Genomic DNA, 11693 nt, shown 5'->3' with positions numbered 1-11693 from the left:
TCCACAGCCGGCCCATCTTCTTAGGGAGTACCGATGTCCTTCCCCGACATCCGCCCGCGCCGCCTGCGGCGTACCCCCGCGATCCGCCGTCTGGTCGAGGAGACCCGTCTCGCCCCGTCCGAGCTGGTCCTGCCGCTCTTCGTCAAAGAGGGCCTGACCGAGCCGAAACCGATCAGCTCGATGCCCGGCGTCGTCCAGCACACCCGGGACTCGCTGCGCAAGGCGGCCGCCGAGGCGGTCAGCGCCGGTGTCGGCGGCCTGATGCTGTTCGGCGTCCCCGACGACGCCAACAAGGACGCGACCGGGTCGGCCGGCCTCGACCCGGACGGCATCCTCAACGTCGGCCTCCGCGACCTTCGCGCGGAACTCGGCGACGCGACGGTGATCATGGGCGACCTCTGCCTCGACGAGTTCACCTCGCACGGCCACTGCGGTGTGCTGGCCGCCGACGGCTCCGTCGACAACGACGCCACCCTGAAGATCTACGCCGAGATGGCGGTCGCGCAGGCCGAAGCCGGTGCCCACATGGTCGGCCCGTCCGGCATGATGGACGGCCAGATCGGGGTCATCCGCAAGGCCCTCGACACCGCCGGGCACCAGGACATCGCGATCCTCGCCTACTCCGCGAAGTACGCCGGCGCCTTCTACGGCCCGTTCCGTGAGGCCGTCGAGTCCACCCTGCAGGGCGACCGCCGCCAGTACCAGCAGGACCCGCCGAACGTCCGCGAGGCCCTGCGCGAGGTCGAACTCGACATCGCCGAGGGCGCCGACATCGTCATGGTCAAGCCCGGCCTGCCCTACCTGGACATCATCGCCGCCATCCGGGAGCGGGTCACCGTGCCGGTCGCCGCCTACCAGGTCTCCGGCGAGTACTCCATGGTCGAGGCCGCCGCCGCCAACGGCTGGATCGACCGGGAACGCGCCATCCTGGAGTCCCTGACCAGCATCAAACGCGCCGGCGCCCAGATCACCCTGACGTACTGGGCCACCGAGGCCGCCGGCCTGCTCCGCGACCGCTACTGACCTTCTCCGGCTGGTTCGCAGGGCTGTCTCAAGCGCGCCGAGACAGCCCTGCGAACCAGCCGGAGTTCGGTCTAGATCAACTCGAAGCGCTGGACGAGCTGGGTGACGTCGGCGATGTACTCGTACCAGTCGCGGTCGGACTGGTAACCCAGCTCCGCGTTCACCTTCAGCATCGACTCGTTGTGCTGGGCGTTCCAGGTCTGCACCTGGCGCAGCGTCGGCTCGGCGGCCCGCAGCTCGAACAGCATCCGCGCCTTGATCGCCCGGTCGATGCCGTAGCCCCGGTGCTCCCGGACCACGATCGTGTCGTACTGATCGGCACGCTCCGGATGCTGCGCCGGAACCACCACCTCGGTCAGGCCCGCCACCGCGCCGGTCGCCTCGTGGATCGCCAGCACTATGTAAGGTTTCAGCCCGCGCTTGTGCAGCGTCTCCAGCGACTCCCGGAGCCGCTGCGGATCCGACGAGCGCGGCGCCAGGTCCAGGTCGTCGTCATCGCGCTGCGCCTCCGCCTTGGCCTGCGCGTACGCGTCGAGCAGATGATCCGGCGGGCCGCCCGGATGGTACTCGATCCGGTACCCGGGGCTGATCCCGCCGGCCATGCCGCCCAGCGCCAGCCAGTCCACCGACTCCAGGTTGAGCACGCTGCGGGTCTCCACATACTCCCGCTCGAAGCCCAGCGACTCGTAGAACGGGATCGCCGACGTGCCGCCGATCGCCTCCACGCCGATCGAGGAGAAACCCTCCAGATAGGCGCGGCGTACGGCCATCGCCACCAGCTGCCGGCCCAGCCCGCGCCGCCGCAACCCGGGGCGGACCACCACCTCGAGCACGCCGATGTCGCCGAGCAGCAGAATGTTGACGTGGGCGAAGATCTGGCTCTGCCCCTCCGGGAGCCGGTCGTCCTCGGCCACCCAGGTGATCCGCCGCTCGCCGGGCATGGTCTCGGCGAGGTACTCCCGGACCTGCACGTCCCGCCAGGGTGGATCATCGGGGAGATCAGCCGCCAGGACCGCGTTCACTGTCTCCACGAGCGAGTTGACCTCGGCCGCGGACGCGGAGCGGGGATCCCATTCACGCACCCTCACGGGTACATCGTGCCGTTTGTGAGACCTTGAGGGAAGTGCTCGCCACGCAAAAGTACGCCGGCGCTCACGCAGCGTCGCGGGACTCCGGCCTCACTGACTGCGCCTGCCGTACTCGTCGGCGGTGGTGAAGACCTTCTGCGCGTACGGGCGGACCGCGTTGTACGACAGGATCGCATCCCACCAGGAATCCGGCCTGGCCAGGTCGCGGCCACCCTTGCACAGGTACGCCGCGGCGGTCATCGCGGCGTCGTCGATGTCGTTCGGGTCGGCGACACCGTTACGGTCGGCATCGATCGCCGACTCCTGCCACGTCGCCGGGATGAACTGCATCGGCCCGATCGCCCGGTCGTAGCCGGTGTCCTGATCCAGCACACCCCGATCGGTGTCGGCGATCAGTTGCCGCCCGCCCTGGCCGTCCAGCGGCAGGCCGTAGATCTTCGGCTCGGCCACCCCGTCGGCGCCCAGCACCGCGCCGTTGTGGCTGCCGTGCGCCGACTCGACCTGCCCGATCGCGGCCAGCGTGGTCCAGCTCAGGTGGCAGGCGGGGGTGGTCTGGGCGGTCACCAGTTCGGCGTACCCGTAGGCCTGCACGGCGACGACCGGGATCCCCACCTGGGTGCCGACCTGCGACGCCCAGGGCGCCAGCGCGTCGGCCGGCCGGGTGGCGGCCGTGGTGGGCTGGGTGACACCCGGCAGCCCCGGCGCGGTGGTCACGCCCGGCAGCCCGCCCCCGACGGTCGCCCCCGGAACCGGGAAGCTCGCCGGCCCACTCGCCCCGGCCCCGGGCCCCGCGGGCGGAACCGAGGCCGGCACACTCCCGAAGTTCGGCGTCGCGCTGGGCACGGGGGCGGCCTCCAGCGCCTTGGGCACCAGATAGACACCGGCTGTCCCGGCGGCCACGACCAGGCCCCCCACCAGAAGCCCGGGAATCACCACGCGCCCAGTCGGCCCCTTGGCCCAGGCGAACACGGCCCGACCAGCCCGCCCGGTCGCATGCAACGGCCTGAACCGCCGCTTCTTCCCACCGTCCGCCTTCGCCCCGTCCGCGTTGGCGGCGTCCGGCTTGGCGGTGTTCGTCTTCGTGCCGTCCGGCGTGACTGCGCCTGCCTTCAGGCCTCCGGGAGTGGCGGTGTCCGGCGATACCTTCACGCTCTCCGGAGAGGTGGTGTCTGCCTTTGCGGCCGCCTTGTTGCCATCCGCTTCAGTGGCGCCTGGTGTCGCATTGGTCGCCTTCACGCCGTCCAACGGCAGAGATCCGGCTTTCGCGTCCTCCGCCTTCCCTCCCGCTGCTTTCCCGTCCGCGGACGGAACAACGGCGGGCACCGGAGCGGTGGAGGGCGGCGCGGTAGCGGGCGATGTGGCGACCGCGGGCGGTGTGGTGGCAGGCGATGCAGTGGCGGGCGGCGTCGTGGTGGAAGACGGCGCGGTCGCGGGGGAGGCGGTGGCCGGTGAGGCGCCGGGCGTGATGTCCGTCGAGGCAGCGGGTTCGGTGTCGGGCGCGGTGGTCGAAGGCGCAGCCGAGGGCGGGCCGGCCGGGGCCGCGCCTGAGCTGCGCAGCGGGCCGCCCTGATGCGGGACTGAGGAGCGCAGCTCCGACTGCTGTGCTGGGTTGTTCGGTGCCTCCGCCACGACTAGACCCTACCCGCCGGAAACACCCTCGAGAAGGTCGCCGGCCAGCTGTGGACAAACCCCCGTGCGAAGCCGGTCGTAGGGGTCCTACGCTGGTCGAATGCCGCGTTATGAGTTCCGGTGCCGTGCCTGTGGCACCACCTTCGAGGTCAGCCGTCCGATGCGTGAGTCCGCGGACCCGGCGGCCTGCCCGCAGGGCCACGACGACACCGTGAAGCTGCTGTCCACAGTCGCCGTCACGGGCCGTGGTGGCGTGTCCGTGGCGCCGCCCGCCCCGGCCGGTGGTGGCGGCGGATGTTGCGGTGGCGGCGGCTGCTGCTGACGGCTCGGGTCGCGCGGTCGTCCCCCTCGGCCGCGCGGCCTCCGGCAGCGAGCTTGATCACTGTCGACTTCGGCCGGTGACGTGGCCCTTGCAGGCGGTGCAGATCTCGTTGTCTCTTCCGGGTACACCCGAACGGCCTGCCGGTTTTGGCCGTGAGCAGCGTTTCCGCGTTCGATCTCTTTCGTTACGAGACGCGTAGTCCCGTATGCCTCCGGTCGATCCCGGCCGGGGGTCGTGCACGGTGGGGCGTCCTCCGTAAGGGGTCGGCCGTGGCGGGCAAGTGATTACCGTCCGTTTCTACGATGGGCGGTGACACAGAGATACGGCAGCATGAGTCGCGACTTCCCAAAGGGGGCGGAGGTTCCACCGTGTCGGGACGGATCGAGCTACCCAGTGGCCTCGTGACCTTTATGTTCACCGACATCGAAGGCTCGACGCGGCTTGCACGCATGCTTGGTGAGGCGTACCGCAGTGTCCTCGGAGCGCATCGAGCAGTGCTACGCGCTGTGTTTACTGATTTTGATGGTGTCGAACTCCTTACGGAGGGTGACTCGTTTTTCGTGGCGTTCTCGAGCGCGGACGCGGCCGTGGCGGCCTGTGTCGAGGCGCAGCGGCGTCTGTCCGCACACGACTGGCCACGCTCCGACGCGGTGCCGCGTGTCCGGATGGGACTGCACACCGGGCGGGCGATCCCGGTCGGCCAGGAGTACGCCAGCGCCGAGGTGCACCGTGCCGCCCGGGTGTCCGCCGCCGCCCACGGTGGGCAGGTGCTCTGCTCGGAGGCGACGGCTCTGGCCGTGACCGCCACCCACGCCGCGGTCGCCGGTGGCCGGGCCGGCGCCGCGGCCGCCGCCACCCTGGCCACCGTGGACCTGCTCGACCTGGGCTCCTACCGGCTGCGCGGCTTCGACGACGACGAGCGGATCTTCCAGGTGATGGCGCCGGGCCTGGAGCGGGACTTCCCGCGGCCCCGGACCGCCCAGGCGCCCCGGGACAACCTTCCGGCCGAGCACAGCCCGTTCGTGGGCCGGCGCGCCGAGCTCACCGAACTCGCCGAGCTGATCAGCCACCACCGCCTGGTCACCGTCGTGGGCCCGGGTGGCTCCGGCAAGACGCGGCTCACCCATGCGGTCGGTGAGCAGCTGCTGGCCGCGTACCCCGGGGGGATCTGGACGATCGACGCCGCAACCGCGTCGCAAGGCCTGCCCGTCGCCCTCGCCACCGCTCTGGGCCTGCGCCCGGAACCGGGCCGGCCGATGATCGACACGCTGACCGAGCAGTGCGCCGAACGCCGCATGCTGGTGCTCCTGCAGACCTGCGACGCGGCGCCCACGCTGACCGCCGCCCTGGCCCACCGCCTGCTCAGCCGGTGCCGCCGTCTCGACATCGTGGCCACCAGCCGGGCGCCGCTCGCCCTCGCCGGGGAGACCGTGTGGCGGCTTCCGCCGCTCGCGCCCGCCGACGCGTTCGCGCTGCTCCGGGACCGTGCCGCGGCCGCGCAGGGTGGCCGGCCCGACGACGGCGACCCGCAGCTGGCCCGGCTGGCCGCGCGGCTGGAGGGCTCGCCGCTGGCCATTCAGCTCGCTGCCGCGCGCCTGCGGCTGCTGCCCGCCGAGCATCTCGCCCGCCGCCTCGACGACCCGCTCGGCGCGCTCGACAACGACGCCGCGGGGGAGGGCAGGCACGCCAGCCTGGCCAACAATCTGGCCTGGTCGTACCGGACCCTCGGGAGCCGGGCCGCCCGGCTGCTGCGCCGGCTCGCCGTCTTCGCCGGGCCGGTCGAACTGCCGACCGTCGAGTGGTGCGACCCGGAGGCGCTCGGCGCGCTCTCCGAACTCGCCGACAAGTCGCTGATCGAGGTGGCGCCCGGCCCGCTGTACCGGATGTCGGACCAGGTGCGGGCGTACGCGTTGCGCCAGCTCACCGCCACCGGCGAGGAACCCGCGGTCCGTGACCTGCATCTGACCTGGTCGCTGCACAGCCTGGACCGGATCACCGTGGACACCGACGACCAGGTGCGGACGGTCTCGCTCACCGAACTGTGCCCGTACGTGCCGGAGTGGCAGGCCGCGCTGCGCTGGGCCGCCGCCACCGGTGACGTGCCGGCCGGTCTGCGCCTGGCCACCGCCCTGGAGCCGTGGTGGCGCGAGCACAACGAGGTCCACGCCGGCCGGGAGCTGCTCGCCACCCTCTTCCAGCACCTGCCCACCGCGGCGCAGGCCCCGGGACACGCCCGGGCGCTGGGTGCGGCCGATCTGGCCGGCGCCTGTCTGGTGCATGCCCGGCTCACCGGCGACCGTGCCGAACGCGACCGGTTCCTGGCCCGGGCCGAGGCCGAGGCCGGCCGGTCCGGCGACCCGTCGGTGCTGGTCCGGGTCCGGGCAGCCCGCCTCAACCAGCCCGGTGACGACCCGGCCGGCGCGGAGCGGGACTGCCGGGAGGTGATCGCCGCGGCCGAGCGTTCCGGCGTGCCGAATGCCGCCCTTCCCGCCATCCTGACCCTGGCCGAGCTGCTCTGGCGCCGGGACGCCCTGACCGAGGCCGCGGATCTGCTCGGTGCCGCCCGGCACGTGGAGGCGGCCCGTCCCGAGGACCGTGGCCGCCGGACCGTCGACTGGCTGCTCGGCATGGTCGCGCTGCGCCGGGGTGACCTGGTGGCCGCCCACGATCACCTGGTGGTGGCGTTACGTTCCCGGCTGCGGCACGGTTTCCGGGGCGCCGCGGCCGACGCGGTGGCAGCGATCGCCGTCCGCTGCGCCCTCGGCGGTGATCCGGCGACCGCGGCGGTCCTCTTCGGCGGGGCGGAGGCGGCGCGGGGCGCCCGCCGCACCGCATCGTTCGGCGCGTTCTGGTCGGCGCATCAGACGTCGTTACGGTCCGCGCTGGGCGACGTCGCCTTCGATGCGGCGTACGCGGACGGCGCCGGGCTGGGCTTCGATCGCATAGTCGCGATGGCGCTGGCTGTCGAGCACCCCGACCTGGAGGACGGGGCCACCCGCTTCGCCCAGATGGCCCGCTGAACGTCCGGCGTGCCGGGGGTCACGGGACGGGGTGGTTGCGGTTGATGGCGGCGTACGGCGTACCAAATGCGAATTTTCAGGTTTTTGGCAGTAGGCGAACAGCCTCGAAGTACGTGAAGGCGACCGCGTTGCACAGGGGCTGAGCCGCCAGGCGATGGCCGTCGCACGTGCGGCGCAGGTCGGCGCGGAAGGCCTCGTCGACGCGGGACTTGTGGCCGGCGAGGGCGGCCCGGTAATTGCGGTAACCGAAGTCGTGGCGGCGGCAGGCGTCGGTGAAGTCGAAGCCGAACGGCGTCTCCGGAACCCGGCTGCACAGGTCGGTCGACCAGTCGAATCCATAGTGCGACCAGCGGGAACGTTGGAGGCGCGCGGTGTTCCAGGCGGTGCTGCTCGTGGCGGTCGGCTCGGTCCAGGAGCGCAGGACGGCCGCCCGGTCGGCGGTCCGCGTGCCGGTCGGCGGCGGGGGCGGTGTGGCGTGCGCCGGAAGCGCGACGGTGATCAGGAGCGCGGTGACCGCGAGATGGCGCATGGGACCTCCGGCGCCCTGCCGGTTGGTGTTGTGGTGTCCTTCGGTTACGACCTTCAGCTTGACCGTTAAGGTGATCGCGTGCAGGCGGTTCCATGATTCATCTACCTCTGGTCCGGCAGGGACCGCTGAGAGCCCTCGCCATTCGCGTGGTGATGGCGTGTTCCCTGGTTCTGCTGGCCGTCGCGGTGATCTACGCGGACCGGGACGGTTACCGGGACGTCAACGAGGACGGCCTCACCCTGCTCGACTGCTTCTACTACGCGGTCGTGTCGCTCTCCACCACCGGCTACGGCGACATCACTCCGGAGACTCAGGCAGCCCGCCTGGTGAACGTCCTGTTCATCACGCCGGCCCGGGTCCTCTTCCTGATCATCCTGGTCGGCACCACACTGGAGGTGCTGACCGACCAGTACCGCAAGGGCCTGCGGGTCGCCCGGTGGAGGAGCAAGTTGAAGGACCACGTGATCATCTGCGGTTACGGCACGAAGGGCCGGGCCGCGGTCGCCGCGCTGCTGGAGACCGGGTACGAGAAGAACCGCATCGTCATCGTGGAGAGCCGGGAGGCCGGTGTCCGGCAGGCCCAGGCCAGCGGGTTCGTGGTCATCGAGGGGGACGCCACCCGGTCGGCGGTGCTGAACGAGGCGGACGTGAAGAACGCCAAGTCGGTGATCATCGCGACCGACCGGGACGAGGCGTCCGTGCTGATTACCCTGACCGTGCGGCAACTGACCGCCGGCCAGGTGCGGATCATCGCCGCGGTCCGGGAGCAGGAGAACGCCGCCCTGCTCAAGCAGAGCGGCGCGCACCACGTGATCGTCTCGTCGTCGACGGCGGGCCGCCTGCTCGGCCTCACCACCACCGCGCCGCCGCTGATCGACGTGGTGGAGGACCTGCTCACCCCCGGTCAGGGCATGGCGCTGGCGATGCGCTCGGCCGAGCGCGCCGAGGTGGGCCGCAACCCGCGGGAGCTGTCCACCCTGGTGGTGGCGCTGATCCGCCGGGGCAAGGTGCTGCCGCTCGGCGGCGAGCAGGCCGTCACGATCGAGACCGGCGACCTGCTCGTCTACATCCGCGACGACGAGACCGCGACCAACGGGGTGTCGGTCTAAGAAGCTCTAGAGGATCGTCCAGGTGTCGGCGGCGTTCAGCAGGCCGTCGAGCATCTCCTCAGGGGTTCCGGTCGCCTGCTCCTTGGCGTCGAGCACCTGCTTGCGGACGATCTCGTCGTAGGACGGGCGCTGCACGCTCCGGAACACGCCGATCGGGGTGGTGCCCAGGTCGGAGCCGGAGAGCCGGCTGAGCGCGAACGCGTACGCCGGGTCGTCGACCGTCGCGTCGTGGACGATCGGCGTGCCGCCCTCCTGCACCTTGAGGCCGAAGCTGCCTTCCGGATGGACCACGTTCAGCCCGTTGAAGGTGATCGGCTGGCCCTGCTCGAGCCGGATCAGATGGGCGTCCCGGGTGTCCGCGTCCTTGATCAGGTCGAACGCGCCGTCGTTGAAGATGTTGCAGTTCTGGTAGATCTCGACGAACGCGGAGCCCTCGTGCTGGGCCGCGGCCCGCAGCACCGACTGCAGGTGCTTGCGGTCCGAGTCGATGGTCCGGGCCACGAACGTCGCCTCCGCGCCGAGCGCCAGCGACAGCGGGTTGAACGGCGAGTCCGCCGACCCGGCCGGCGTCGACTTGGTGATCTTGCCGATCTCCGAGGTCGGTGAGTACTGCCCCTTGGTGAGCCCGTAGATCCGGTTGTTGAACAGCAGGATCTTCAGGTTCACGTTGCGGCGCAGCGCGTGGATCAGGTGGTTGCCGCCGATCGACAGGGCGTCCCCGTCGCCGGTCACCACCCAGACGCTCAGGTCCGGGCGGGACGCGGACAGGCCGGTTGCGATCGCCGGGGCCCGGCCGTGGATCGAGTGCATCCCGTAGGTGTTCATGTAGTACGGGAAGCGGGAGGAGCAGCCGATCCCGGAGACGAACACGATGTTCTCCCGCGGGATGCCGAGCTCCGGCATGAAGCCCTGCACCGCGGCGAGGATCGCGTAGTCCCCGCAGCCGGGGCACCAGCGGACCTCCTGGTCGGACTTGAAGTCCTTGGCGGTCAGTTTCAGCGCGACCGTCTCAGCCATTCTTGACCACGTCCTCCAGCATGCTCTCCAGCGTCGCGGCGGTGAACGGCAGGCCGCTGACCTGGTTGAACGGAACCGCATCGACCAGGTAGCGCGCCCGGATCACGCCGGCGAGCTGACCGAGGTTCATCTCCGGGACGACCACCTTGTCGTAGGACTTCAGCACCTCGCCCAGATTGGCCGGCAGCGGCGCCAGGTGACGCAGGTGCGCCTGGGCGATGGTCAGGCCACGCTGCCGCAGCGCCCGGCAGGCCGCGCCGATCGGGCCGTAGGTCGAGCCCCAGCCGAGCACCAGCACCCGGGCCGCCTCGGACGGGTCCTCGACGTCCACGTCCGGCACGCTGATCGCCTCGATCCGGGCGGCACGGGTGCGGACCATGAACTCGTGGTTGGCCGGGTCGTAGGAGATGTCGCCGGTCTTGTCGGCCTTCTCCAGGCCACCGATGCGGTGCTCCAGGCCGGGCGTGCCGGGCACGGCCCACGGCCGGGCCATGGTCTCCGAATCGCGGAGGTACGGCAGGAAGCGCCCGTCCTCGGCATTGGGCGCCGTGGCGAACTCCACCCGCAGGTCCGGCAGCTCGTCGACGGACGGCAGCAGCCACGGCTCGGAGCCGTTGGCCACGTAGTTGTCCGACAGCAGGATGACCGGGGTGCGGTAGGTCAGGGCGATCCGGGCCGCCTCCAGGGCGGCGTGGAAGCAGTCCGACGGCGACTTCGGGGCGATCACCGCGAGCGGCGCCTCACCGTGCCGGCCGAACAGTGCCATGTTGAGGTCGGCCTGCTCGGTCTTGGTCGGCATGCCGGTCGACGGGCCGGCCCGCTGCACGTCCACGATGACCAGCGGCAGCTCCAGCGCGATCGCCAGGGAGATGGTCTCGCCCTTGAGCGCCACCCCCGGCCCGCTGGTGGTGGTCACGCCGAGGGCGCCACCGTACGCCGCGCCGAGCGCCGCCCCGATCGCCGCGATCTCGTCCTCGGCCTGCATCGTGGTGACGCCGAACCGCTTGTGCTTGGACAGCTCGTGCAGGATGTCGGAAGCCGGGGTGATCGGGTAGGCGCCGAGGAACAACGGCAGCCCGGAGCGCACCGCGGCGGCCACCAGCCCGAGCGACAGCGCCTGGTTGCCGGTGATGTTGCGATAGGTGCCGGGGCGCATCTTCGCGGGCTTGATCTCGTAGCGCACCGAGAAGGCCTCGGTGGTCTCGCCGTAGTTCCACCCGGCCTGGAAGGCGGCCTTGTTCGCCGCGACCAGGTCGGGCCGCTTGGCGAACTTGCGCTCCAGGAACCGCAGCGTGGACTCGAACGGCCGGGAGTACATCCAGCTGAGCAGGCCGAGCGCGAACATGTTCTTGGCGCGCTCGCCGTCCTTCTTCGCGACGCCGAGCTCGGCCAGCGCGCCGAGGGTCAGCGAGGTGAGGGCGACGGGGTGTACGGCGTACTCGGCGAGGGAGCCGTCCTCCAGCGGGCTGACGGCGTAACCGACCTTGGCCAGGTTGCGGCGGGTGAACTCGTCGGTGTTGACGATGACGTCGGCGCCGGCGGGCAGGTCGGCCAGGTTGGCCTTGAGAGCGGCCGGGTTCATCGCGACCAGCACGTTCGGCGCGTCACCCGGGGTCAGGATGTCGTAGTCGGCGAAGTGCACCTGGAAGCTGGAGACACCGGGAAGCGTCCCTGCGGGTGCGCGGATCTCCGCCGGAAAGTTGGGAAGTGTCGAGATGTCGTTACCGAGCTGGGCGGTCTCCGATGTGAACCGGTCGCCGGTGAGCTGCATGCCGTCGCCGGAGTCGCCGGCGAATCGGATGACTACCCGGTCCAGCTGCTCGACTCGCTTCGCGGGAGCGGCCACGATTCAACCTCCATAGGGCGCGGTCCGGCCACAACAGGAACTGTCGATGAGCCGGCCCGCAAATCGTCACTTCCACACTACGTCGCCGCTCCTTACGAAGCGGCCGCGGA

The 11693-nt window shown here is 71.1% G+C and carries 10 protein-coding genes; 5 read left to right on the top strand and 5 right to left on the bottom strand.

Annotation, left to right across the window (positions count from 1 at the left end):
- The first annotated feature begins 33 nt into the window (after positions 1-33).
- Positions 34-1023, top strand: a complete 990-nt coding sequence (gene hemB / locus ACZ3II_RS02915) for a porphobilinogen synthase (RefSeq protein ID WP_465515918.1) — start codon at positions 34-36, stop codon at positions 1021-1023.
- A 71-nt stretch (positions 1024-1094) separates the two neighbouring features.
- On the opposite strand, the gene ACZ3II_RS02910 is transcribed toward hemB, so the two are convergent.
- Together ACZ3II_RS02910 and ACZ3II_RS02905 are read right to left on the bottom strand one after the other, a co-directional pair.
- Complete coding sequence (locus ACZ3II_RS02910; protein WP_465515917.1) at positions 1095-2111, bottom strand: GNAT family N-acetyltransferase; 1017 nt, start codon at positions 2109-2111, stop codon at positions 1095-1097.
- 90 nt (positions 2112-2201) lie between these two features.
- Entirely contained in the window at positions 2202-3047 is an 846-nt protein-coding gene (locus ACZ3II_RS02905) for a lytic transglycosylase domain-containing protein (protein WP_465515916.1), read from the bottom strand.
- 193 nt (positions 3048-3240) lie between these two features.
- Between ACZ3II_RS02905 and ACZ3II_RS02900 the strand changes: the two genes are divergently transcribed.
- The 3 genes from ACZ3II_RS02900 to ACZ3II_RS02890 all read left to right on the top strand — a co-directional run bounded on the left by ACZ3II_RS02900 (position 3241) and on the right by ACZ3II_RS02890 (position 7082).
- Positions 3241-3681, top strand: coding sequence for a hypothetical protein (locus tag ACZ3II_RS02900; protein ID WP_465515915.1), 441 nt, complete (start codon positions 3241-3243; stop codon positions 3679-3681).
- Positions 3682-3840: 159 nt separating this feature from the next.
- Positions 3841-4062, top strand: a complete 222-nt coding sequence (locus ACZ3II_RS02895) for an FmdB family zinc ribbon protein (RefSeq protein ID WP_465515914.1) — start codon at positions 3841-3843, stop codon at positions 4060-4062.
- Positions 4063-4430: 368 nt separating this feature from the next.
- Positions 4431-7082, top strand: a complete 2652-nt coding sequence (locus ACZ3II_RS02890) for an ATP-binding protein (protein ID WP_465515913.1) — start codon at positions 4431-4433, stop codon at positions 7080-7082.
- 76 nt (positions 7083-7158) lie between these two features.
- Here the strand turns inward: ACZ3II_RS02890 and ACZ3II_RS02885 are convergent, their stop codons facing one another.
- On the bottom strand, positions 7159-7611 hold the full coding sequence (locus tag ACZ3II_RS02885; RefSeq protein WP_465515912.1) for a phospholipase: 453 nt from the start codon (positions 7609-7611) through the stop codon (positions 7159-7161).
- 92 nt (positions 7612-7703) lie between these two features.
- Between ACZ3II_RS02885 and ACZ3II_RS02880 the strand changes: the two genes are divergently transcribed.
- Positions 7704-8720: a potassium channel family protein gene (locus ACZ3II_RS02880; RefSeq protein WP_465515911.1), complete on the top strand. Its 1017-nt coding sequence runs from the start codon at positions 7704-7706 to the stop codon at positions 8718-8720.
- A gap of 6 nt (positions 8721-8726) precedes the next feature.
- On the opposite strand, the gene ACZ3II_RS02875 is transcribed toward ACZ3II_RS02880, so the two are convergent.
- Positions 8727-9737 (bottom strand): 2-oxoacid:ferredoxin oxidoreductase subunit beta, encoded by a 1011-nt coding sequence (locus ACZ3II_RS02875; protein ID WP_465515910.1) that lies wholly within the window; start codon positions 9735-9737, stop codon positions 8727-8729.
- Positions 9730-11583 carry a 2-oxoacid:acceptor oxidoreductase subunit alpha gene (locus ACZ3II_RS02870; protein WP_465515909.1) on the bottom strand — a complete coding sequence of 618 codons (1854 nt, stop codon included), beginning with the start codon at positions 11581-11583 and terminating at the stop codon, positions 9730-9732. The genes ACZ3II_RS02875 and ACZ3II_RS02870 overlap by 8 nt, the downstream gene beginning before the upstream one ends.
- Positions 11584-11693 lie beyond the last annotated feature (110 nt).

It is taken from the genome of Actinoplanes sp. NPDC019969, from assembly GCF_055562375.1.
Note: the sequence above shows the minus strand (reverse complement) of the source record. Positions and strands in the feature narration are given on the sequence as shown.